The sequence below is a fragment of the Sphingomonas sp. genome, assembly GCF_019746015.1.
Classification (GTDB): Bacteria; Pseudomonadota; Alphaproteobacteria; order Sphingomonadales; family Sphingomonadaceae; genus Sphingomonas.
Window position 1 is genome coordinate 1 of the sequence record NZ_JAIESM010000041.1, and the last position, 20,943, is coordinate 20,943.

Here is a 20,943-nt window from a genome sequence, read left to right on the forward strand (position 1 = left end):
GGCGAGCATAGCCAGAATGAGCGCAACGCCGCGTTGCAGGCGCTGCGCGACGGGCGCGCGCGGGTGTGCGTGGCGACCGATGTCGCCGCGCGCGGCATCGACCTGCCGGGGCTGACTTTGGTCATCCATGTCGAGCTGCCGCGCGATGCCGAGGCGCTGCAGCACCGCTCGGGGCGCACCGGGCGCGCGGGGCAGAAGGGCACTGCCGTGCTGATCGTGCCCTATCCGCGCCGCCGCGCGATCGAACGGCTGCTGAAATCGGCGCGGATCGATGCCGACTGGACACCGCCACCGGGGCCGGAGGAAATTCTGGCCAGCGACCGGGCGCGGCTGCTGGAGGCGCTGCTGACGCCCGCCGAGCTGGACGAGGAAGATCGCGCACTGGGGGCAGAGCTGCTGGCCCAGCGCCCGCCTGAGGACATTGCGGCGATGCTGGTGCGCGCGCACCGGGCCGCGCTGCCGACCCCCGAAGAACTGGTGGAGCGCGGGCCGCTACGCGATGAGGGGCGGCCTGAGGGCAATCGCCGTGCGGGATTTGACGATGTCGTCTGGTTCCGGCTCGACATCGGCCGGCGGCAAAATGCCGATCCGCGCTGGATCCTGCCGCTGCTGTGCCGGCGCGGCCACATCACCAAGCAGGAGGTGGGCGCGATCCGAATTGGCCCCAACGACACCTATTTCCAGATTCCGCGCGCGCTGGCGGGCAAGTTCCAGGCCGCGCTGAAGCGCAGCACCAGCGACGATGGCGGGGTGATCGAACCAGCGCCCCAGGGGCCGGCGGCAACCCCGCGACACCCGCGCCCCAGCACGGCCCCGGCGCATGCCCGGCCGCGCAAACCCGTCGGCAACCGGGGCCCGCGCCGCTAGGGGTGATTGGTTCTGCTTTAAGCGGCAACGGCCCGCTTCCCGGGTGAGGGAGCGGGCCGGCAACGTGATTATTTCAGCCTAACTGAAACCAGGCCGAAATGGTCTTGCACCCCCGCCGGAACGCAACCGGGCGAGGGTGCAAGTAGTGCAAGGTGGGTCTAGCCGACCACCCTCAGATTTTTGCCGCCGACAGGATCGGCCCGCCCTTGCCGTTCTGCACCAGGATGGCGGTCTGCAGCCCGGCGGGTGCTGCCGGCAGGCTGTACTGCGCGGCCTTGCCCGACCAGCTGCCGATCTGGACCAGCTGCTTCACGATGTTGCGGTGGGGAATGTTGACGCCTTCATTCTCGCCGGCCTTCACCGCGACGTTCAGCGTGCGCGGGTCATAGCGCACGGCCCAGACGATGGCGTGCGCGGCCTTGCCGGCGCCGATGGCGACACCGCTGCCCTGTGCGGCGATGCTGGGGCCGTCCTTCACCACGTTGCGGGCGATGGCGGCGTTCAACTCGCTTTCATGGCTGCCGAGCACGGCATCACGGCCGTTTACGATCACCTGAGGCGTGGCCACCTGCGGCCGGCCGGCGGTGCGGGCATAATCCCATTGGCGCGCGGTATAGGCGGGATCGGCGAAAATGTCCTTCCAGCCCAGATCGTCCCAATAGGTGACCGCGAAGGACAGCGGGATCACGTCACGCCGGTCGGCCAGACGGTTCACCACCCGGTCGGCGGGCGGGCAGCTGGAGCAGCCCTGGCTCTGGTAAAGCTCGACCACGACCGGATGGGCCGGGTCACCCGTCTGGGCGACGGGGGCGCTGCGGGCGCCGGGCTGGTTGCTGGCAGGGGTCGCGACGGCGCCCGAACAGGCGGCCAGCGCAAGCGCGGGCAGGGTGGCAAGCAGGATGCGCATGGGGGCACTCCATTGGTTGGTGCAGGGGTTGCGGCATCAGCGCCGCACATCCCTCATTCGCAACCACGCGACGGCGGGTTACGCCGCTGTTGATTGCGCTTTGCCAATCACCAGCGCAGCAGCCGCGGCCCCACCAGTGCACCTGCCAGCATGGCCAGGCCAATGCCCAGCGAATACCAGGTCAGCGTGAAGATCGCGGTATGCTCGTCGCAGCTCAGCCCATAGAGCGTGGCCGCCGCCGCCCCCGCCGCCAGCCCGAGTGCGGCGCCCGTCACTCGCAGTCGCACCGGCGCCAGCGCGCGGAACGACCATAGCAGCCCGGCCAGGATCGGTATCGACAACAAACCCACCGTCACCGGGCAGGTCATTGCCGAATGGCCCATCATCATGTTTTCCCACTGGCTGACCGGGGTGGTGGCCAGTTCATAGCCGGCGCCCGCTGCCATCAGCGCAACCGGCACCACCGCAAACCACAGCGCGCGCGGTGCCCGGTCCGGCCGCGCCGCCTGCACCATGGCCGCCACGCCGACCAATGCGAGCGTGATCGTGTAGCTCCATTTCATCAGGAACGACCGGGTCATCATCGCGCTCGACATGTCGGGGCGCAGGCCGATGATCAGCACCGCCACCGCTGTGATCGCTGCACCCATGGCGAGCCCGGTCAGGATGCGCATTTCGACGGCATGGCGCCTGACCGGCCGGGTGTCATCGGCAAGTGCTGCAATCAGGTCGTCGGTACGCATGTTACTTGCCCTTCAGCCGTGCAGCGAGTGCCTTCAGCCCGCGATGCACGGAAATCTTCACATCGGACTCGCCGATGCCTTGGGCGCTGGCGGCCTCTGCAACGCTCAGTCCCTCGATCCGGGTGTGGCGAATGGCATCGGCCTGCTTTGCCGAAAGGCCACCCAGCAGCGCCTCCAGATCAAGCCTGGCCGATGCCGCTTCGTGCCCGTCCTCGGCAATCAGCACGGCTTCGAGCTCGTCGAACGGCACCGTCTGGCGGCGTCTGCGGAAATGGTCGATCAGCTTGTAGCGTGCCACGGCATAGGCCCAAGGCGCGAACGGACGGGTGCGATCATAGGTCGCGCGGCGCGTGTGAATCGCGATCAGCGTTTCCTGCACCAGATCCTCCACGTCATCCCCTGCACCGGCCAGCCGCCGCGCAAAAAACGATCGCAGCAGCGGCGCCAGCGCGGACAGAAGGCGGTTCTGGGCGGTTGCGTCACCGTCCAGCCCACGCACCATCCAGTCTTTCAACTGGTCGTCCCGCGCTTGGCGCTGCGGCTCCGATACTGCCATTCGGATTCCCTGTGCTGCCGGTTACACCGCTCGGACCCCGGGGCCTGTCTAGTCCAGCATCGCCCAATCGGTAAAGCCTGTGGGGGGCCGCGCTTTGCCAAGGATTGTTGCGACGGCCGGGCCTCGCTATCCCGGGGTCAAGCAATCAGGAGAGGATCATGCGCGAAGCCGCCATTGTCAGCACCGCCCGCACCGCCATTGGCAAGGCCTATCGCGGCGCCTTCAACGCGACCGAGGCGCCGGTGCTGGCCGCGCATGTGATGAACGCGGCGACCGAGCGGGCCGGCATCGATCCCGCCCGTATCGACGAGCTGTTCTGGGGCGTGGGCAATCAATGGGGAACGCAAGGCGGCAATGCCGGGCGGATGGGGGTGTTCGCCGCCGGCCTGCCGCTCAGCGTCCCCGCCTTCACGCTGGATCGCAAGTGCGGCTCGGGGTTGACGGCGGTGGCGCTCGCGGCGCGCTCGATCATGTGCAACGAGATCGACGTGGCGCTGGCCGGCGGCATGGAATCGATCAGCTTCACCGTCACCAAGGATGCGCCGCGCTATCTGAACCGCTCGGTCACTGATCGGGTGCCGGCGGCCTATGTGCCGATGATCGAAACCGCCGAAATCGTGGCCGAGCGCTATGGCATCACTCGCGAGGCGCAGGACCATTATGGCGCGCAGAGCCAGCAGCGCGCGGCGCGCGGGCTGGAAACGGGCGCCTTTGCCGAGGAGATCGTGCCGATCACCGTCGACCGCGCGATCATCGATAAGGAAGGCAACAAGGTCGGCACCGAGACGGTGACGGTGGCGCAGGACGAGGGCATTCGCCCCGGCACCAGCTATGAAGCGCTTGCCGGCCTGAAGACGGTGTGGCCCGGCGGGCAATTCTCCGGCCCCGGCCGCCACATCACCGCCGGCAATGCCAGCCAGTTGTCGGATGGTGCGGCGTGCCAGCTGCTGATGGACCGCAAGATGGCCGAAGCCGAGGGGCGCGAGATACTGGGCATTTATCGCGGGTTTCAGTCCGCCGGCTGCGCGCCCGACGAGATGGGCATCGGCCCCGTCTTCGCCATCCCCAAGTTGCTGGCGCGCGCGGGGCTTTCGGTTGCCGATATCGGGCTGTGGGAACTGAACGAGGCCTTTGCCTCGCAATGCCTGTATTGCCGCGACCATCTGGGCATCGATCCCGAAAAATATAACGTCAACGGCGGTGCCATCGCGATCGGCCATCCGTTCGGGATGACCGGCAGCCGCCTGGTCGGCCACGCGCTGATCGAGGGGCGCAAGCGCGGGGTGCGCTGGGTGGTCGTCTCGATGTGCACAGCGGGCGGCATGGGCGCGGCCGGGCTGTTCGAAATCGTCTGAGGCGCCCGCTTCCCCGCGCCAGCCGACCCGGCTAAGCGCGGCTGATGCCGGCCTCTCATCAGCCTGGAAACGAAGCGCCGGGCTGGTGGCGGCGGCGCGGCGCGGGGCTGCTGCTGGCGCTTGCGGTCGAGGCGCTGATCCTGCTGGCGCTGCTGAAGCTGGCCTGGCCCGACATCCCGCGCTTTGCCGGGCGCGCCGAAAAGACCTTCGAGCTGATCAACCCCAGCGAGGACCGGTCGGAGAAGCAGGCCGAAGCAACCAAGCAGCCCGAACAGGCCGAGCGCCGCGCTGCCCAGCCGCCGGCTGCGGCGCGCACCCCGCCGCCACCGCCCGAGACGACGCCATCGCCGACGCGGCTTGAGGACATTCCCGGCTTCATCAAGCTGAGCCGCGAGGAGTATCGCGCAAGCGACATCGGCAAGATGAAATCGGCCGACCCGCCGGCCGCACTGGCCGATGCCGGCGGCGGCGCGAGCGGCGACAGCGTGCCGGTGGGCAATGCTCCCAATGGCGAGCCGCTCTATCAGGCCGAATGGTTCCGCGAGCCCCGCCAGGCCGAACTGTCGCCCTATCTCGCCAAGGCGCGGACGATGCCCGGCGGCTGGGGGCTGATCGCCTGCCAGACGGCGCCGCGCAACCGCGTGGAAAACTGCCAGATACTGGGCGAGGCGCCGGCCGGGTCGCGCATGGGCTATCAGGTGCGCGAGGCCGCGTGGCAGTTCCAGGTGCGGCCCCCGCGCAAGGGCGGCAAGCCGCTGATCGGCGCCTGGGTGCGGATCCTGATCAGCTTGCGTGACGGGTGAAGCGGCGCCGCCTCAACGAACCAAAAACCCCTACTCCACCAGCCGTGTCTTGATGACCGGGTGGCTTTCCAGCGTGCGGTGGACCGGGCATTTGTCCGCAATCACCAGCAGCCGCGCGCGCTGCGCCTCGGTCAGCGCGCCGGTCAGCGTGATGTCGCGGCTCAGCACCTCGATCTTCGGCCGCCCCTCGCCGGGTTCGGCGCAATCGGCCGAATGGCAGCGCTGGTGGTCAAGCGTGACCGAGATCTGTTCCAGCGGAATCCCCTCGCGGTCGGCGACCAGCTTCACCGTCATCGCGGTGCAGGTGCCCAGCGCCGACAGCAGCAGGTCATAGGGGGTCGGCCCCAGATTGGCCCCGCCGACGGCCAGGGGTTCGTCGCCCAGAAAGCTGTGGCCCGACGAATCGACGATCACGGTGAACTTCGCGTCGGTGGAGGTGACGCGCACATGCCCCTCGTCGGGCAGGTCGACGGTGTCGGCCGGCGGCAGGAACGGCTCCACCCAGGCGGCGATGATCGCAGCGGCATAGCCCGCCGGGCCGGCCTGCGTCATCAGATGGTCCGCCCCGTCGAGCGAGACAAAGCTCTTGGGGTGTTTGGCAGCGGTGAAGATCGCGGCGGCATTTTCGATGCCCACGGTCGCGTCGGTCGGCGCGTGCAGCACCAGCAGCGCGCGCTTCAGCCGGGCGAGCCGGGCGGCCTGGTCCTGCCCCTCCACCGCGTCGAGGAAGGCGCTGCTGACGGTGAAGGGGCGCCCGCCAATGGCAATCTCTGCCAGGCCCTGTGCCCGCACCTGCTCGACACCGTCCCCCAGCTGGTGGAGGACATGCGCCGGATCGAACGGCGCGCCGATCGTCACCACGCCGCGCACCTCTGGGATATGTTCAGCCGCCGCGATCACTGCCGCGCCGCCCAGCGAATGGCCGATCAGGATCGACGGCGCGCCGATATCGCCGCGCAGAAAATCGGCGGCTGCCACCAGATCGCCGACATTGGCGGCGAAATGGCTGTCGGCAAACGCGCCTTCGGATTTGCCAAGGCCGGTAAAGTCGAACGCCAGCGTGGCGATGCCGCGTTCGGCCAGCGCCAGGCCGATCCGCCGCGCGCCATGGCTCTGGATCGTGCAGGTGAAGCAATGCGCGAACAGCGCCACCGCGCGCACCCGCCCGGGCGGCAGCTCCAGCCGGCCATGAAGCCGGGTGCCGGCGGCGTTGGTGAAGCTGACGTCGCGCCGCATGGCTTGTTCCTTCGTAAATCGCTAAACCATCAAAAGCTTATGGCAGCGGCGAAAGGGCGGCAAGATGGCGGGCACGGCATTGGTGACGGGCGCGTCGGCGGGGCTGGGCGAGCGCTTCGCCCGGGCGCTGGCAAAGGACGGGCACGACCTGATCCTGGTCGCCCGGCGGCGTGACCGGCTGGACGCACTCGCCGCCGAAATCAGCGCGCAGCAAGGGCGGCAGGTGCATGTCTTCGCGGCCGATCTTGCCGCGCCCGGCGCAGTCGACGCGCTGATGGCGGCAATCGCGGCGGCCGGCCTGCCGGTCAACACGCTCATCAACAATGCCGGGTTCGGCCTGCGCGGCGGTTTCACCCAGCTCGACCGCGCCCGCCAGCTGGAAATGATCGACCTCAACTGCCGGGTGCTGGTGGAGCTGTGCCACGCCGTGCTGCCCGGCATGGTGCAGATGCGCGCCGGCGGCATCCTCAACATCGCGTCGACTGCCGCGTTTCAGCCGGGGCCGTGGATGGCGGTCTATTATGCCAGCAAGGCATTCGTGCTGAGTTTTTCCGAAGCGCTGCATGAGGAAGTGAAGGGGCAGGGGGTGCGCGTTGCCTGCCTGTGCCCGGGCGCCACCCGCACCGAATTTGCCGATGTTTCCGACATGGCCAGTTCGCGGCTGTTCAAGATGTTCGCCGGCGACGCCGACGCGGTGGTGCGCGACGGCCTTTCGGCGCTGGCCGGCAATCGCGCGGTCAAGGTGTCGGGGCTGGTCAATCAGTCGATGGCGGCGTCGGTGCGCTTCACGCCGCGCCCGCTGGCACGCTGGCTGGCGGGCGCGCTGCAAAAGCCCGATTCATAAGGGGAGTACGCTCAGGCCGCGCAGCGCAGCCACAGCGCGGTCGCATCGTCGGAGGTCTTGAACCGCGGATAGCGCACGCAGTCGGCATCTTCGGCCTCGATCGCGCGCAGCCGGTGGCCGATGCCGGCCAGCCCTTCCCGGTGCAGCGCCGCCATCAGCGTGGCGGCGTCGATCGCGTCGAACTGGTCGATCAGCGCAGCGAAGCCGTCGGTCATCAGCAGCAGCTCGTCGCCATAGCCGCACGGCACGGTGCCGGTGCCCAGTCCGGCGACCCCGGCCAGATCGACGCTCAGCACCCGCCGACCAGGCTGCGCGCGCGTCGCCCGAAGGGAGGCGATGATCGGCGCCGGCCGGCTTTTCAGGCCCAGGCCATGTTCGGTGAGGCTGGCGGCGTGCGCCGCCTCATCCGCCTTGCCCTGTGCCAGCGGGCCGACCCGTTCGACGACATCGCCGCGCTTCACCAGCGCCGTGCAATCGCCGGCCCAGGCGAAATCGACGCGCCCCTCGCTGGCGCGCGCGGCCAGGAAAGAGGCACTGGGCAGCTCCCAGTCACCCAGCGGCGCGCGCGTGCGCACCGCCTCGAACCGGCGGGCGATCCGCGCGAACAGCCCCTTGCAGACCGCCTCCAGCCCGGCATCGCCGGCGGCGGCGAGCGCGGCATTGGCCTCCTGCGCGATCCAGGCCGCGCCGCCGCGCGTGCCGACCAGCCCGGGTTCGCCCAGATCGGTCGCGCCGTCGATCACCCAGGCCAGCGCATCGCCCGCGCCGGCGCGGTCGTCATTGGGCGTGAGCGGATCGCCGCACAGCGAAAGCGATTGCAGGACGTCGAAGCGCATGCTGGTGCCGTAGCGCCGGCGTGTTACGGATTGGGGACGGCGGTCTGCAGGGGATGGCAGGCATGGGCATGGCGCGACGGATATTGGCCTATGGCGCGGCGCTGGCGACGGCGGCGGTGGCGCTCGCCACGGTTGAATATCAGCGGCTGGTGCGGCCGGCCGCTGGCGACATGGCACTGTTTGTGATCGCGGCCGGCTTTCTGGCGCTGGGGGTATGGATCGGCGCGCGGGTGCTCGGCCATCCGGTGCCGCGCGCGCCGGGCAATCCGGCGGCGCAGGCCGGGCTAGGCATCAGTGCGCGCGAGCGGCGCGTGCTCGACCTGCTGGCGGCGGGACAGTCGAACAAGGAGATTGCCCGCACGCTCGGCATCTCGCCCAATACGGTGAAGACCCATGTCGCGCGGCTCTATGAAAAGCTGGGCGCGAAGCGGCGGACCGACGCGGTCGCACGGGCGCGGGGGCTGGGCCTGATCGACTGAAATCGCTGGCCGGATGCCCCAAATCACCCCTTTGGGCGATTGCGCCGGCGCGCGCGGTGCGCATCATCGCCGGCATCACAACCGCGCAAAGGGGGCATGGACATGATCAACCGCATGATCGCCTATGGGCTGGCCGCCGGGCTGCTGACGGGCGGCAACCTGTTCGTGACGCTGCTGCTGTGGCGCGGCGAGGATGTCGGCAGCAGCGGCGCGATCATCGGCTATACAGTGATGCTGCTGGCCTTTGCTGCGATCTTCGTCGCGGTGAAGCGCCAGCGCGATGTGGCGGGCGGCGGGGTGATCGGCTTCTGGCCGGCACTCGCGCTGGGGCTGGGGATCAGCGCGGTGGCCGGCATTGTCTATACGCTCGCCTGGGAAGCGGGGCTGGCAGTGACGGGCATCGACTTTGGCGGCGACTATGCGCGGGCGACCATTGCGGCGCGGCGCGCGGCCGGCGCCAGCGCGGCCGAACTGGCGAAGCTGACCGCCGAAATGAATGCCTTCCGCGCCAGCTATGCCAATCCGCTGATCCGCCTGCCGATGACCTTTGCGGAGATTTTCCCGGTCGGCGTGGTCGTCTCGCTGGTCGCAGCGGCGCTGCTGCGCAATCCCCGTTTCCTGCCGGCACGGCGCGCCGATGCCCGGCAGTCCTGAGTCCATTCTCCCCTCCCGCCTGCGGGAGGGGAGAATGGACGCCACTCGCCTCTGGGCGTTCTCAATCCGCGAACAGCAGCACCGGCGTTTCGAGCAGTTTCTTCAGCGCCTGGACGAAGCTTGCCGCGTCCCAGCCATCCACCACGCGGTGGTCGCAGCTGATCGACAGGTTCATCAGCTTGGCGCGGACAATCTCGTCGCCCATGAACACCGGCCGTTCGACAATCTTGTTGGGGCCGATGATCGCCACTTCGGGCCGGTTGATGACCGGCGTCGTCGCGATCCCGCCCAGCGGCCCGAGCGAGGTGACGGTCAGCGTGGAGCCGGACAGTTCTTCGGACTTTGCCTTGCCGGTGCGCGCGGCCTCGGCCAGGCGGGCAATCTCGGCCGCCAGCTGCCACACATTCTTGTCCTGCGCGTCGCGGATCACCGGCACCATCAGCCCGGCATCGGTCTGCGCCGCCATGCCCAGATGGACGCGGCCATGGCGCGTCACCACGCCCGCCTCGTCATCATAGCGCGCGTTGATCATCGGAAAGTCGGGAATGGTGCGGCAGATCGCGACGATCAGCAGCGGCAGCATGGTCAGCTTCGGCCGGTTGCCGCGATTGGCGTTCAGGTCCGCGCGCACTGCCTCCAGCGCGGTCACGTCGATTTCGTCGACATAGGTGAAATGCGGGATGTGGCGCTTGGCGGCGGCCATATTCTCGGCAATGCGGCGGCGCATGCCGATCACCTTCACCGGCTGGTCGTCGCGCGCGCGGCTGGCATGCGGCGCGTGATAGCCCTGGCCGCTGCTGTAACGCAGATAGGCGTCGAGATCGGCATGGCGGATGCGGTCGCCCTCGGCCGGCTTCACCTGTGCGAGGTCGATGCCGAGGTCCTTCGCGCGCGCCCGCACGGCGGGGGAGGCGAGCACCGGGAGGGCCGGGGCCGCCGGCGCTTCCGGGGCGGCGGGCGGCGGGGGCGGGGCAGGCGGCGCCTCCTGCACATCGCCCCCTCCACCCTGCTGCGCAGGGTCCCCCTCCCCGTGAACGGGGAGGATCGGAGTGCTGGCCGCCGCCTGTTCAGCGACGGGCTCCGCCTCGGCAGCTTCCGCGTCGCCCTCGGTTTCGATCACCACCAGCATCGCGCCGATCGGCACCTGCTCTCCCACCTCGCCGGCCAGTTCGACCACCACGCCGGCGACCGGGCTTTCCATTTCCACGGTCGCCTTGTCGGTCATCATGTCGGCGATCTGCTGGTCTTCCTCCACCCGGTCGCCGACGGCGACGTGCCACGCCACAATCTCTGCCTCGGCAATGCCTTCGCCGATATCGGGCAGGCGGAAAGTGAAACGACCCATCTGAACACTCCGTTCGTCTCGCGCGGGTGCCCCCACGCCATCATGTTGCGCGCTCGCCAGCTAGGGCGCGCCCGTCAATCCTTCAGCAGCTTCTTCAAGGCTTCGCCGATCCGCACGGGGCCGGGGAAATAGGCCCATTCCAGGCTGTGCGGATAAGGCGTGTCGAACCCCGTCACCCGTGCGACCGGCGCTTCCAGATGATAGAAGCAGCGCTCCTGCACCAGCGCGGAAAGCTCTGCACCGAAACCGCTGGTGCGGGTGGCCTCATGCACCACCATGCAGCGCCCGGTCTTCTTCACCGACGCCTCGATCGCCTCGATGTCGAGCGGCACCAGCGTGCGCAGGTCGATGATCTCCGCATCCACGCCGAGCGCCGCGGTCACCGCCACGCACACATGCACCATCGTGCCATAGGCCAGGATCGTCACGGCCTCGCCCGCGCGCACGACATTGGCCTGGCCCAGCGGAATGCGGTAATAGCCGCTGGGCACCGCGCCTGCCGGGTGCTGCGACCAGTTCTGCGCCGGCTGATCCCAATAGCCGTTGAACGGCCCGTTATAGAGGCGCTTGGGCTCGAAGAACACGACCGGGTCATTGTCCTCGATCGCGGCGATCAGCAGCCCCTTGGCATCATAGGGCGTGCTGGGGATCACCGTTTTCAGCCCCGCGACATGGGTGAAGATGCCTTCCGGGCTCTGGCTGTGTGTCTGGCCGCCGAAAATGCCGCCGCCCATGGGCGAGCGCACCGTGATCGGCGCGGTGAACTCGCCGGCCGAGCGATAACGCAGCCGTGCCGCCTCCGACACCAGCTGGTCCAGCCCGGGATAGATATAGTCGGCAAACTGGATTTCGGGCACGGGCCGCATGCCATAGGCGCCCATGCCGATCGCCACGCCGATGATGCCGCATTCGTTGATCGGCGTGTCGAACACGCGCGTCTTGCCATATTTGGCCTGCAGCCCGGCGGTTGCCCGGAACACCCCGCCGAAATAGCCGACATCCTCGCCCAGCACGACGACGCCCGGATCGCGCGCCATGGTGATGTCGAGCGCGGAATTGATCGCCTGGATCATGTTCATGCGGACGGTGTCGCCCGCGTCGCCGATCATCTCCGCCTCGATCATTTGTGCCGCCATGGCCGCCCCGATGCCTCTTCCTCTGCCAGCATCTGGTCGCGCTGCTCGCGCAGATGCCAGGGCAGTTCCTCGAACACGCCTTCGAACATCGTCTCGAACGGCTGGTGCAGGCCGTGGCCGAGAATGCCGTTGGTCTCCGCCTCCTTCTGCGCGGCCTTCACCATTTCGGCCAGTTCCTTGTCCTGCGCGGCATGGGCGTCCTCGTCCCATTCGCCAAGACCGATCAGATGGTCCTTCAGCCGGCGGATCGGGTCGCCCAGCGGCCAGGCGGTCGCTTCCGCGGCCGAGCGATAGGCGCTGGGGTCGTCGGAGGTCGAATGGCCCTCCGCGCGATAGGTGAACAGCTCGATCAGCGTCGGGCCATGGTTGGTACGCGCGCGCTCCGCCGCCCAGGCGGTGGCGGCATAGACGGCAAGCGCGTCATTGCCGTCAACGCGCAGGCCGGCAATGCCATAGCCCACCGCGCGCGCGGCAAAGGTGGTCGCCTCCGCCCCGGCAAAGCCCGAAAAGCTGGAAATCGCCCATTGGTTGTTGACGACGTTCAGGATCACCGGCGCGCGATAGACGCTGGCAAAGGTGCAAGCGGAATGGAAATCGCCTTCTGCCGTCGATCCTTCGCCGCACCAGGTGGCGGCAATGCGCGTGTCGCCGCGCGCGGCCGACGCCATCGCCCAGCCCACTGCCTGCGGATATTGCGTGGCCAGGTTGCCGGAGATGGTGAAGAAGCTCGCTTCCTTCGACGAATACATGATCGGCAGCTGCTTGCCGTCCAGCCGGTCGCCCTTGTTCGAATAGATCTGGTTCATCATGTCGACCAGCGACCAGTCGCGCGCGATCAGCAGCCCCTGCTGGCGATAGGAGGGGAAGCACATGTCGTCGCGGTCCAGCGCATAGGCGGCGGCGACCGCCACTGCTTCCTCGCCGGTGGACTTCATGTAGAAGCTGGTCTTGCCCTGGCGCTGGGCGCGGAACATGCGCTCATCAAACGCGCGGACCAGCGCCATGCTGCGCAGCATGCGCCGCAGCATGTCGGGCGACAGCTTGGGGTCCCACGGGCCGACGGCGCGGTCCTGCTCGTCGAGCACGCGGACCAGCGAATAGGCAAGGCCGGTAAAGCTCGACGGGTGGGCGCCGGTGTCCGGGCGCGGCTGGGCGCCGGCGGGCGGCACTTCCACATCCAGAAAGTCGACCGCGTCGCCGGGGCGGAAGCGCGGCTCCGGCACGTGCAGCGAAAGCGGCGGCAGATTGGCGCGCGGGTGGTCGCCGGACATGCGCTCTCCTAAAAGGCGGGACTCAAGGGGCGGGCCACGCCCCGGCGCGCTTTGCGGCCGGCGTCATAAAATTTCAACGGGTTTTTGTGGTGGCGGCCGCCGCCGGCTCTGCCAGCCCGAAAAACTCAGCGCCCGCCGAAATGGGCGAGTGCCGCGCGGGCAATCTCCTCGCCCCATTCCTGCACGAAATGGCCGCCGCCCTTGATCATCAGCGGCTCCGGGCAGCCGCGGATATTGGCCCGCAGCGCCGCCATCTGGGGCGGGCCGAGCACCGGATCGGCATCGCCCACCGCCATGAAGCAGGGACCGTCCCACTGGGTGGACCAGAACGCCACTGCCGCGCGGCCATAGGCGGCACCGGCCATGTCGGGGTCAACCGGCACCAGCGCCGGCCACACCTGAGCGCCCGCCTTGTAGCTGGCATCGGGATAGGGCGCGTCATAGGCGGCGATTTCGGCGGGCGTCAGGTGCGGCGTGCCGCGCGCGATGAGTGCGCCGATCGGCAGGTCGGGCGTCGACAGCGCATAGTTTTTCCACGCCATGAAGCCCGCGCCCGGCGACTGGCCGGTGCCGATGCCGGTGTTCATCACGATCAGCCGGGCAATGCGCGGCCGGATGCTCTCCGCGACGGGCAGCGTCAGGCCGATCAGCCCGCCCCAATCCTGCACCACCAAAGTGATATTGGTCAGGTCCAGCCGCTCGATCAGCGCGATGATGTAGTTGCGGTGGAAGTCGAAGCTGTAATCTTCCTGCCGCACCGGCTTGTCGGAGCGGCCAAAGCCGAAAAAGTCGGGCGCCACCACCCGCGCGCCGCTGTCCAGAAATACCGGGATCATGCGGCGGTAGAGATAGCTCCAGCTCGGCTCGCCATGCAGGCACAGGAACACCTGCTCCGCGTCGCGCGGCCCCTCGTCGATGCGCGCGGCGCGCATCCCCTCATAGCCGGGCAGGTCGTCGATATAATGCGGTGCCCAGGGGAAGCCCGGCAGGTCGGCGAAACGCTCATCGGGGGTGCGCAGGGTGTCGATCATGGGGAGGCTCTCCGAATCGTTTTTTGCCATCATTGGCTTGGCGGATGCGATGGGCAAGTTGTGCGCATCCGTCATGCCGGACCTGTTCCGGCATCCACCGGTGCGCCGGGTGTGCCGCTTGCCGCCAAAAGCACCGCAGTGGACCCCGGCACAAGGCCGGGGTGACGCAAGCCTTCGCTGCTAAACCGCGACCACCGTCTGCTCGATCGCGCCGAAAATGCTGTGGTGGCGGTCATCCTCGGCCCAGATGCGCACGGTGTCGCCGGCCTTCAGGAACGGGGTGCGCGGCGCGCCCTCGGCAATGGTTTCCACCGTGCGGATTTCGGCAAGGCACGAATAGCCGACGCCGCCCTGCGCAATCGGCCTGCCCGGGCCGCCATCCGCGCCCCGGTTGGAGACGGTGCCCGAGCCGATGATGGTGCCCGCGCCCAGCGCGCGCGTTTTCGCCGCATGCGCGATGAGGGTGCCGAAGTCGAAGGTCATGTCCACCCCCGCCTCCGCCCGGCCAAAGGGCTGGCCGTTCAGGTCGACGCACAGCCGGCGGTGGAGCTTGCCGCCCTGCCACCAGTCGCCAAGTGCATCGGGCGTCACGAACACCGGCGAAAAGGCGCTGGCGGGTTTCGACTGGAAAAAGCCGAAGCCCTTGGCCAGTTCGCCGGGAATGAGGTTGCGCAGCGACACATCGTTGGTGAGGCCGACCAGCCGGACCGCGGCGAGCGCTTCGTCGCGGCTGGCGCCCATCGCGACGTCGCCGGTCACCACCACCACTTCTGCTTCCAGGTCGCAGCCCCAGGCCTCGTCCTTCAGCGGAATCGGGTCGCGCGGCCCCAGAAACCCGTCCGACCCGCCCTGATACATCAGCGGATCGTGCCAGAAGCTGTCGGGCATTTCGGCGCCGCGCGCCTGCCGGACCAGCGCGACATGGTTCACATAGGCAGAGCCGTCCGCCCATTGATAGGCGCGCGGCAGCGGGGCGGCCGCGTCATGCTCGTGAAACCGCTCCAGCGGGATCGCCTGATGCGCCAGATCGGTCGCCAGCGCGGCAAGCGCGGGCTGCACCCGGTCCCAGTCATCCAGGGCGGCCTGCAGCGTCGGCGCGATATGGCCGGCATCGGCATACCAGGCCAGATCGTCCGACACGACGACCAGACGCCCGTCGCGTCCATGTTTCAGGCTGGCCAGTTTCATATCGCTCTCCCTTTTCCTATCCCTATCCCCGGGCGACGGGCGAAGTCGAGATGCGTTTGCGCCTCGGCCGCGCGCCCATACTGCCAAGGGGGATTGACCCGACCAGTTTCACCCAGCAACTTCTCCGCCAAACTTCACTGGAGAGAGAGATGCTCGACACCCTGCCCGGCCGCTTTGCCTATAATCAGGACCATGAGGCGTTCCGCCAGACGGTGCGCCAGTTCCTGCAGAAGGAAGGCGTGCCCAACGTCAACAAATGGGAGCAGGACCGGCTGGTCCCCAAGGAATTCTGGCGCAAGGCGGGCGAGGTGGGCATGCTGTGCCCCACCGTGCCGGAGGCTTATGGCGGCCTGGGCCTGGACTTTGGCTATAACGGCATCGTCAATGAGGAGATGGCGTATCTGGGCGTGCCGGCCGGGTTCACGCTCCAGTCCGACATCGTGTGCGACTATCTGGTCGCGTACGGCTCCGAAGAGCAGAAGGCGCAGTGGCTGCCGCGCCTCGTCTCCGGCGAGACGATCACCGCCATCGCGATGACCGAGCCGGGCACCGGCAGCGACCTTCAGTCGATCCGCACCAGCGCGGTGAAGGACGGCAATCATTACGTCATCAACGGCAGCAAGACGTACATCACCAACGGCCAGAATGCCGATCTGATCCTGGTCGTCGCCAAGACCGACCCCGACGCCAAGCCCGCTTACAAGGGCATGTCGATCATCCTGGTGGAAAGCGACCGCGAGGGCTTCAAGCGCGGCCGCAAGCTCGACAAGATCGGCCAGGATGCGGCCGACACCAGCGAGCTGTTCTTCGAGGATGTGCGCGTGCCGATGACCAACTGCCTGGGGCAGGAAGGCATGGGCTTCATCTATCTGATGAGCCAGCTGCCGCAGGAGCGGCTGTCGATCGCCATCGGCACGCAGGCGAGCGCGCAAAAGGCATTCGACGAGACGGTCGAGTTCACCAAGACGCGCAAGGCCTTTGCCGGCATGGTGTTCGATTTCCAGAACACCCGCTTCGTGCTGGCTGATCTGAAATCGAAGCTGCAGGTCGGCTGGGCGCATCTCGACTGGGCGATCAAGCGCCATCTGGCCAAGGAGCTGACGCCCACCGAAGGCGCCGCCGCCAAGCTGTGGCATACCGAGCTGCAATGGGAAGTGATGGACAAATGCCTGCAGCTGCACGGCGGTGCGGGCTATATGAACGAATATCCCATCGCCCGCATGTGGCGCGCGGCGCGGGTCAGCCGGATTTACGGCGGCACCAACGAGATCATGAAGGAACTGATCGGCCGCTCGCTCTGACGCGGGCATCGTCCGAAGCCTGATCCGTCAACCGGATTGGACGAAAAATGTCGTCCAATCCGGTTGACACTGGCAGCGTACGCGCCCAACACTCCCGCCTTCTCGCGCTCGACACATGGGAGAAGCGGATGGCGAACGGGGTCAGGCTGGCGGTCACGCTGGCAGTGGCGGCAGGGCTGGTGGCAGCGGGTACGCCGCCCGGCCAGGCCAAGGAAAAAGAAGCCCCGCCACCCAAGCCGTCCCCCGGCAAAGCCTATAGCCGCGATCCCTATCCCAGCACCTACAAGCCCTATGGCGGGGTGCCGACCGTCATCACCAACGTCACCATCTTCGATGGCGAGGGCGGCCGGATCGATCGCGGGCAGATTTTGTTCGCCGATGGCAAGATCGTCGCGCTCGGCGAAACCGTCAGCGCCCCTGCCGGTGCGACGGTGATCGACGGCACCGGCAAGGTCGTCAGCCCCGGCGTGATCGACATTCACAGCCATCTGGGCGACTATCCCAGCCCCCAGGTGCAGGCGCTGTCCGACGGGAACGAGGCGACCGGCCCCGTCACCGCCGATGTGTGGGCCGAACATAGCGTATGGCCGCAGGATGCGGGCTTTTCGCGCGCGCTCGCCAATGGCGGGGTGACGACGCTGCAGATTCTGCCCGGCTCCGCCAATCTGTTCGGTGGTCGTTCGGTGGTGCTGAAGAATGTCTATGCCCGCACCGTGCAGGGCATGAAGTTCCCCGGCGCGCCCTATGGCCTGAAAATGGCGTGCGGTGAAAATCCCAAGCGCGTCTATGGCAGCAAGGGGCGCCAGCCTTCCACCCGGATGGGCAATATCGCGGTCGACCGCGCCACCTGGGCGCGCGCCGCAGAGTATAAGCGGCGCTGGGACAAATATGAAAAGGATGGCGGCGATCCGCCCGCGCGCGACATTGCGATGGATACGCTGCGCGGCGTGCTGGCGGGCGAGATTCTGGTCCAGAACCACTGCTACCGCGCCGACGAAATGGCCATCGTGCTCGATATGGCCAAGGAGTTCGGCTATAAGGTGACCACCTTCCACCACGCGGTGGAAGCGTACAAGATCGCCGATCTGCTGAAGGCGAACGGCACCTGCGCGGCGGTGTGGGCGGACTGGTGGGGCTTCAAGATGGAGTCCTATGACGCGATCAGCGAAAACCTCGCCATCCTGCAGAACAGCGGCGCATGCGGCATGATCCATTCGGACGACGCCAACGGCATCCAGCGGCTCAATCAGGAAGTGGCCAAGGCGCTGGCCGCCGGCCGCCGCGCCGGGTTCGACATTTCCGACGCCACCGCCTGGACCTGGCTCACCTACAATCCGGCCAAGGCGCTGGGCATCGCCGACAAGACCGGTAGCCTGAAACCCGGCAAGATGGCCGATGTCGTGCTGTGGAACGGCAACCCGTTCAGCGTCTATGCCCGGCCCGAAAAAGTGTGGATCGACGGCGCGCTGCTCTATGACATGAACAATCCGGCGCTGCGCCCGGTTTCCGATTTCGAGCTTGGCCAACCCGGCGCGGGAGACGTGAAATGATCCGCTATGCATTGAGCTGCGCCGTGCTGGCGCTGGCCGCGCCCGCCGCTGCCCAGTCGGTGGCGATCACCAATGCCCGGCTGGTGATCGGCGACGGTTCCGCCCCCATCGACGGCGGCACCGTGGTCATCCAGGGCGGCCGGGTGACGGCGGCGGGCAAGGGCGTTGCCGTGCCCGCCGGGATCGAGGTGGTCGATGCCGGCGGCAATTATGTGACGCCGGGCATCGTCGCCGGCTTCACGCGGATCGGCATTGTCGAGGTCGACGCGGTCGACCAGACCAATGATTCGGGCGCGAACGGCTCCCCCTTCCACGCCGCGATCGACATTGCGCCGGCGGTGAACCCGCGCACCAGCGCGATCACGCTCAACCGTGCCGAGGGCATCACCCGCGCGATCGTGGCGCCGGAAGCGCGCGGATCGATCTTTGCCGGGCGCGGTGCCGTCATCCGGCTGGCAGTGGCCGGCGATCCGGTCAGCGCACCGCGTGCCTTCCAGTTCATGGAATATGGCGAAAGCGGCGCCGGTGCGGCCGGGGGCAGCCGCCCGGCGGCGCTGGCCGCGTTCAGGAACGCGCTGGCGCAGGCACGCGACTATGCCAGAGCCCCCGCCGCCTACCCGGACAATGGCCGCGATGCGCTGCTCAACCGCGCCGATGCGGCGGCCCTCCAGGGCGTGGTGATGGGCCGCGAGCCGCTCCTCATCCATGTCGAGCGCGCGTCGGACATGCTGGCGCTGATCGCGCTGCGCAAGGATTACCCGCTGCTCAAGATGGTGTTCGTCGGCGCTGCCGAGGGGTGGATGGTGGCAAGCGAGCTGGCCGCCGCCAAGGTGCCGGTGATCGCCTCCGCGCTCGACGATCTGCCGGAATCGTTCGAAAAGCTGGCCGCCACCCAGTCCAATGTCGGGCGGATGCGCGCCGCCGGCGTGCTGGTGGGCATCGGCACGATCAACGACAATGACGCGCGCCAGGCCCGGCAGGAAAAACAATATGCCGGCAATCTGGTCGCGCTGACCAAGGTGACCGGCGCGACCGGGCTGGACTGGAACGCCGCCTTTGCCGCGATCACCTCGAAACCCGCCGAAGCCATTGGTATGGCAGGAGAAATCGGCTCGCTGCGGCCCGGGCGGCGCGGCGATGTGGTGATCTGGTCGGGCGATCCGCTGGAACTGAGCAGCGTCGCCACCAAAGTCTATATCGATGGTGTAAATCAAACACTCCACACAAGGCAGGCCGAGCTCCTGAAACGCTATCGCCAGCCGCAGGAAGGCGCGCTACCAAAGGCCTATGAGCGCTGACGGATGAGCGTTGGCGCCGCCGTAATGGGGTGCCGATGCGTCTGGGTTGGCGGTGGACAGGATTGGGGCTGGCAGGGATCGCGGCGCTGCTTGCCGCGTGCAGCGGTAGCGGCGGCGGTGCCACGTCTGGCACGGGCGGCGGCACCACCGGCGGCGGCACGGCCGACACCTGTTCGCTCGTCGCGCGGCAGGACTGGGCCGCCGCCCAGCTGCGCGAATGGTATCTGTTCCCCGAAACGCTGCCCACCGCGCTCAGCCCGGCCGGGTTCAGCACCGTTGGCGACTATATCGACGCGCTGACCGCCACCGCGCGCGCCCAGCGCCGCGACCGCTTCTTCACCTTCATCACCTCGATTGCGGAGGAGAATGCATTCCTCGCCTCGGGCAGCAGCGCAGGCTTCGGCTTCCGCGTCTCCACCGACACGATTGCCCAGCGCGTGTTCATTGCCGAGACGTTTGAGGGGACCGCAGCGTTCGCAGCCGGGGTCGATCGCGGCGCGGAGATACTGGCGATCGGCACCAGCACCGCCACGCTGCGCGCCGTCAACACGATCATCGCGGCGGAGGGGAGCGCCGGCATCACCAACGCGCTGGGGCCGAGCACGGCGGGGCTCTCCCGCGTGCTGCGCGTGCGCGACACGGCCGGCACCCGCGACGTGACGCTGACCAAGACCGATTATGCGCTGCTCCCGGTATCGCCCCGTTATGGCGCGCAGATCATCAATGATGGCGCGCGGCGGGTGGGCTATCTGAACCTGCGCACCTTCATCTCCAGCGCCGACCAGCCGCTGCGCGACGCGTTCAACACTTTCCGCAACCAGGGCATCACCGACATCATCATCGACTTCCGCTATAATGGCGGCGGGCTGGTCTCGACATCGGAACTGATGGGCGATCTGCTGGGCGGCAACCGCGCCGCGTCAGAGGTGTTCAGCTTCACCACCTTCCGCCCGGAAAAGGCGGCCAACAACTCCACCCGCCTGTTCCGGCCGCAGCCCCAATCGGCAGCGCCGGTGCGGCTGGCGTTCATCGGCGCGGCCGGCACCGCCTCTGCCAGCGAGAATGTGATCAACAGCATGCAGCCCTATTTCCGGCGCAACCTGGCGCTGGTGGGCACCAACACCTTCGGCAAGCCGGTCGGCCAGATCGCGGTCGACCGGGCGCAGTGTGACGACCGGCTGCGCATCGTCGCCTTTGCCAGCCAGAACAGCGCGCGGCAGGGCGATTTCTATGACGGCCTTGCCCGCACGCTCGACGTGACGTGCCAGGCAGCGGACGATTTCTCACGACCACTGGGCGACCCGCAGGAGGCGTCGGTGCGGGCCGCGCTCAACTTCCTGGCCGGGCAGAGCTGCACCGCGATTGCGGCAGCGGGCGGCACCGGGCTGGAGCCGCAATCGGCCACCGCCACGCTCGCGCCGCCCCCGCCGCTGCTGCTGATGCCGGACCGGCCGGACCCTGCCCAGCGCTATGTGCCGGGGTTGTTCTAGCGGCCGTCGCCCCGGACTTGATCCGGGGCCCCGCTGCCTTGGTGACGGTGAAA

General features: G+C 68.1%; 20 protein-coding genes. 10 read left to right on the forward strand and 10 right to left on the reverse strand.

Annotated elements, in window-relative coordinates; genetic code table 11:
* Window positions 1–867, forward strand: an 867-nt coding sequence (locus tag K2Y03_RS06795; RefSeq protein WP_294089474.1) for a helicase-related protein, incomplete at its 5' end; no start/stop codon positions are given.
* A gap of 172 nt (window positions 868–1,039) precedes the next feature.
* On the opposite strand, the gene K2Y03_RS06800 is transcribed toward K2Y03_RS06795, so the two are convergent.
* The 3 genes from K2Y03_RS06800 to K2Y03_RS06810 all read right to left on the reverse strand — a co-directional run bounded on the left by K2Y03_RS06800 (window position 1,040) and on the right by K2Y03_RS06810 (window position 3,073).
* Window positions 1,040–1,774 (reverse strand): thioredoxin family protein, encoded by a 735-nt coding sequence (locus K2Y03_RS06800; protein ID WP_294089475.1) that lies wholly within the window; start codon window positions 1,772–1,774, stop codon window positions 1,040–1,042.
* Window positions 1,775–1,881: 107 nt separating this feature from the next.
* Window positions 1,882–2,517, reverse strand: a complete 636-nt coding sequence (locus K2Y03_RS06805) for a DUF1109 domain-containing protein (protein WP_294089478.1) — start codon at window positions 2,515–2,517, stop codon at window positions 1,882–1,884.
* A gap of 1 nt (window position 2,518) precedes the next feature.
* Window positions 2,519–3,073 carry a sigma-70 family RNA polymerase sigma factor gene (locus K2Y03_RS06810; RefSeq protein ID WP_294089481.1) on the reverse strand — a complete coding sequence of 185 codons (555 nt, stop codon included), beginning with the start codon at window positions 3,071–3,073 and terminating at the stop codon, window positions 2,519–2,521.
* Between the two features lie 158 nt (window positions 3,074–3,231).
* Here K2Y03_RS06810 and K2Y03_RS06815 point away from each other — a divergent pair, with 158 nt between their 5' ends.
* Window positions 3,232–4,428, forward strand: a complete 1,197-nt coding sequence (locus tag K2Y03_RS06815; protein WP_294089484.1) for an acetyl-CoA C-acyltransferase — start codon at window positions 3,232–3,234, stop codon at window positions 4,426–4,428.
* A 44-nt stretch (window positions 4,429–4,472) separates the two neighbouring features.
* Entirely contained in the window at window positions 4,473–5,231 is a 759-nt protein-coding gene (locus tag K2Y03_RS06820) for a hypothetical protein (RefSeq protein WP_294089487.1), read from the forward strand.
* 30 nt (window positions 5,232–5,261) lie between these two features.
* Here K2Y03_RS06820 and K2Y03_RS06825 read toward each other — a convergent pair whose 3' ends face one another.
* Window positions 5,262–6,467 (reverse strand): bifunctional alpha/beta hydrolase/OsmC family protein, encoded by a 1,206-nt coding sequence (locus tag K2Y03_RS06825; RefSeq protein WP_294089489.1) that lies wholly within the window; start codon window positions 6,465–6,467, stop codon window positions 5,262–5,264.
* 64 nt (window positions 6,468–6,531) lie between these two features.
* On the opposite strand from K2Y03_RS06825, the gene K2Y03_RS06830 reads away from it, so the two are divergent.
* Window positions 6,532–7,311 (forward strand): SDR family oxidoreductase, encoded by a 780-nt coding sequence (locus K2Y03_RS06830; RefSeq protein ID WP_294089490.1) that lies wholly within the window; start codon window positions 6,532–6,534, stop codon window positions 7,309–7,311.
* A gap of 11 nt (window positions 7,312–7,322) precedes the next feature.
* Here the strand turns inward: K2Y03_RS06830 and K2Y03_RS06835 are convergent, their stop codons facing one another.
* Window positions 7,323–8,147 carry a protein phosphatase 2C domain-containing protein gene (locus tag K2Y03_RS06835; RefSeq protein WP_294089491.1) on the reverse strand — a complete coding sequence of 275 codons (825 nt, stop codon included), beginning with the start codon at window positions 8,145–8,147 and terminating at the stop codon, window positions 7,323–7,325.
* 53 nt (window positions 8,148–8,200) lie between these two features.
* Between K2Y03_RS06835 and K2Y03_RS06840 the strand changes: the two genes are divergently transcribed.
* Together K2Y03_RS06840 and K2Y03_RS06845 are read left to right on the forward strand one after the other, a co-directional pair.
* On the forward strand, window positions 8,201–8,626 hold the full coding sequence (locus K2Y03_RS06840) for a response regulator transcription factor (protein WP_294089493.1): 426 nt from the start codon (window positions 8,201–8,203) through the stop codon (window positions 8,624–8,626).
* Between the two features lie 102 nt (window positions 8,627–8,728).
* Window positions 8,729–9,280, forward strand: a complete 552-nt coding sequence (locus tag K2Y03_RS06845; protein ID WP_294089496.1) for a DUF4199 domain-containing protein — start codon at window positions 8,729–8,731, stop codon at window positions 9,278–9,280.
* Between the two features lie 61 nt (window positions 9,281–9,341).
* Here the strand turns inward: K2Y03_RS06845 and K2Y03_RS06850 are convergent, their stop codons facing one another.
* The 5 genes from K2Y03_RS06850 to K2Y03_RS06870 form a co-directional block, all read right to left on the reverse strand.
* On the reverse strand, window positions 9,342–10,625 hold the full coding sequence (locus K2Y03_RS06850) for a dihydrolipoamide acetyltransferase family protein (protein ID WP_294089499.1): 1,284 nt from the start codon (window positions 10,623–10,625) through the stop codon (window positions 9,342–9,344).
* A gap of 74 nt (window positions 10,626–10,699) precedes the next feature.
* Complete coding sequence (locus K2Y03_RS06855; RefSeq protein WP_294089572.1) at window positions 10,700–11,704, reverse strand: alpha-ketoacid dehydrogenase subunit beta; 1,005 nt, start codon at window positions 11,702–11,704, stop codon at window positions 10,700–10,702.
* Between the two features lie 41 nt (window positions 11,705–11,745).
* Window positions 11,746–13,032 carry a 3-methyl-2-oxobutanoate dehydrogenase (2-methylpropanoyl-transferring) subunit alpha gene (locus K2Y03_RS06860; protein WP_294089501.1) on the reverse strand — a complete coding sequence of 429 codons (1,287 nt, stop codon included), beginning with the start codon at window positions 13,030–13,032 and terminating at the stop codon, window positions 11,746–11,748.
* Window positions 13,033–13,157: 125 nt separating this feature from the next.
* The gene (locus K2Y03_RS06865) at window positions 13,158–14,063 is read right to left on the reverse strand and encodes a haloalkane dehalogenase (RefSeq protein WP_294089503.1); all 906 of its coding nucleotides are present in this window, start codon (window positions 14,061–14,063) and stop codon (window positions 13,158–13,160) included.
* 180 nt (window positions 14,064–14,243) lie between these two features.
* Entirely contained in the window at window positions 14,244–15,251 is a 1,008-nt protein-coding gene (locus K2Y03_RS06870) for a fumarylacetoacetate hydrolase family protein (RefSeq protein ID WP_294089504.1), read from the reverse strand.
* Window positions 15,252–15,400: 149 nt separating this feature from the next.
* Between K2Y03_RS06870 and K2Y03_RS06875 the strand changes: the two genes are divergently transcribed.
* The 4 genes from K2Y03_RS06875 (at window position 15,401) to K2Y03_RS06890 (ending at window position 20,890) form a co-directional block, all read left to right on the forward strand.
* Window positions 15,401–16,552: an acyl-CoA dehydrogenase family protein gene (locus K2Y03_RS06875; protein WP_294089505.1), complete on the forward strand. Its 1,152-nt coding sequence runs from the start codon at window positions 15,401–15,403 to the stop codon at window positions 16,550–16,552.
* 128 nt (window positions 16,553–16,680) lie between these two features.
* Window positions 16,681–18,102: an amidohydrolase gene (locus K2Y03_RS06880; protein WP_294089506.1), complete on the forward strand. Its 1,422-nt coding sequence runs from the start codon at window positions 16,681–16,683 to the stop codon at window positions 18,100–18,102.
* Window positions 18,099–19,400, forward strand: coding sequence for an amidohydrolase family protein (locus tag K2Y03_RS06885; RefSeq protein ID WP_294089507.1), 1,302 nt, complete (start codon window positions 18,099–18,101; stop codon window positions 19,398–19,400). Before K2Y03_RS06880 ends, K2Y03_RS06885 begins: the two co-directional genes overlap by 4 nt.
* Before the next feature lie 35 nt (window positions 19,401–19,435).
* Complete coding sequence (locus K2Y03_RS06890; protein ID WP_294089508.1) at window positions 19,436–20,890, forward strand: S41 family peptidase; 1,455 nt, start codon at window positions 19,436–19,438, stop codon at window positions 20,888–20,890.
* The last annotated feature ends 53 nt before the right edge of the window (window positions 20,891–20,943 follow it).

Coding starts and splice junctions, on each gene's coding strand:
- K2Y03_RS06800 (WP_294089475.1), bottom strand. CDS start 1,774: ATGCGCATCCTGCTTGCCACCCTGCCCGCGCTTGCGCTGGCCGCCTGT.
- K2Y03_RS06805 (WP_294089478.1), bottom strand. CDS start 2,517: ATGCGTACCGACGACCTGATTGCAGCACTTGCCGATGACACCCGGCCG.
- K2Y03_RS06810 (WP_294089481.1), bottom strand. CDS start 3,073: ATGGCAGTATCGGAGCCGCAGCGCCAAGCGCGGGACGACCAGTTGAAA.
- K2Y03_RS06815 (WP_294089484.1), top strand. CDS start 3,232: ATGCGCGAAGCCGCCATTGTCAGCACCGCCCGCACCGCCATTGGCAAG.
- K2Y03_RS06820 (WP_294089487.1), top strand. CDS start 4,473: ATGCCGGCCTCTCATCAGCCTGGAAACGAAGCGCCGGGCTGGTGGCGG.
- K2Y03_RS06825 (WP_294089489.1), bottom strand. CDS start 6,467: ATGCGGCGCGACGTCAGCTTCACCAACGCCGCCGGCACCCGGCTTCAT.
- K2Y03_RS06830 (WP_294089490.1), top strand. CDS start 6,532: ATGGCGGGCACGGCATTGGTGACGGGCGCGTCGGCGGGGCTGGGCGAG.
- K2Y03_RS06835 (WP_294089491.1), bottom strand. CDS start 8,147: ATGCGCTTCGACGTCCTGCAATCGCTTTCGCTGTGCGGCGATCCGCTC.
- K2Y03_RS06840 (WP_294089493.1), top strand. CDS start 8,201: ATGGCAGGCATGGGCATGGCGCGACGGATATTGGCCTATGGCGCGGCG.
- K2Y03_RS06845 (WP_294089496.1), top strand. CDS start 8,729: ATGATCAACCGCATGATCGCCTATGGGCTGGCCGCCGGGCTGCTGACG.
- K2Y03_RS06850 (WP_294089499.1), bottom strand. CDS start 10,625: ATGGGTCGTTTCACTTTCCGCCTGCCCGATATCGGCGAAGGCATTGCC.
- K2Y03_RS06855 (WP_294089572.1), bottom strand. CDS start 11,704: ATGAACATGATCCAGGCGATCAATTCCGCGCTCGACATCACCATGGCG.
- K2Y03_RS06860 (WP_294089501.1), bottom strand. CDS start 13,032: ATGTCCGGCGACCACCCGCGCGCCAATCTGCCGCCGCTTTCGCTGCAC.
- K2Y03_RS06865 (WP_294089503.1), bottom strand. CDS start 14,063: ATGATCGACACCCTGCGCACCCCCGATGAGCGTTTCGCCGACCTGCCG.
- K2Y03_RS06870 (WP_294089504.1), bottom strand. CDS start 15,251: ATGAAACTGGCCAGCCTGAAACATGGACGCGACGGGCGTCTGGTCGTC.
- K2Y03_RS06875 (WP_294089505.1), top strand. CDS start 15,401: ATGCTCGACACCCTGCCCGGCCGCTTTGCCTATAATCAGGACCATGAG.
- K2Y03_RS06880 (WP_294089506.1), top strand. CDS start 16,681: ATGGCGAACGGGGTCAGGCTGGCGGTCACGCTGGCAGTGGCGGCAGGG.
- K2Y03_RS06885 (WP_294089507.1), top strand. CDS start 18,099: ATGATCCGCTATGCATTGAGCTGCGCCGTGCTGGCGCTGGCCGCGCCC.
- K2Y03_RS06890 (WP_294089508.1), top strand. CDS start 19,436: ATGCGTCTGGGTTGGCGGTGGACAGGATTGGGGCTGGCAGGGATCGCG.